Origin of the sequence: Gemmiger formicilis (assembly GCF_016901605.1) — a bacterium.
GTDB classification, from domain to species: domain Bacteria; phylum Bacillota; class Clostridia; order Oscillospirales; family Ruminococcaceae; genus Gemmiger; species Gemmiger formicilis_B.
In genome coordinates, this window is sequence record NZ_JACJKP010000453.1 from 1 (window position 1) to 436 (window position 436).

General features: G+C 56.7%; 1 protein-coding gene. It reads left to right on the plus strand.

The window, feature by feature from the left end; genetic code table 11:
* Positions 1-436: MSCRAMM family protein (locus tag H6B10_RS15400; protein ID WP_204652351.1), on the plus strand; the 436-nt coding region annotated here is incomplete at both ends.

Sequence of the window (436 nt, forward strand, 5' to 3'; positions counted from 1 at the left end):
TCTGCTTCGTGAGCTGCGCGCACCGGAAGGATACTACCTCGACGCATCCGACCAGGAGCTGGCCTTCATCTATGCCGGCAGCAGTACGCCCGTAGTGGAACTTGAGCAGACCTTCAAAAACGATGCCACCTCTTTCTATGTATCCAAGCGGGCGCTTACCGGGGACGATGAACTTTCCGGCGCAACGCTTACCATCCAGGACAAGGACGGCAATGTAGTGCGCCAGTGGGTCAGCGGCGACAAGCCCACCGAAATCCGTGGCCTGAAATTTGATACGGTATACACTCTGGTGGAGACCGCAGCGCCCAACGGATACGAACTGGCAGAAAGCATCCGCTTCAAGTTGGTGCAGCGCAAGGATGAAAACGGCGACCTGCTCAATGCGGCGGATGTCTATGTCTGCACCGGCAAAGACTGGCTGATCTTTGACCATTGG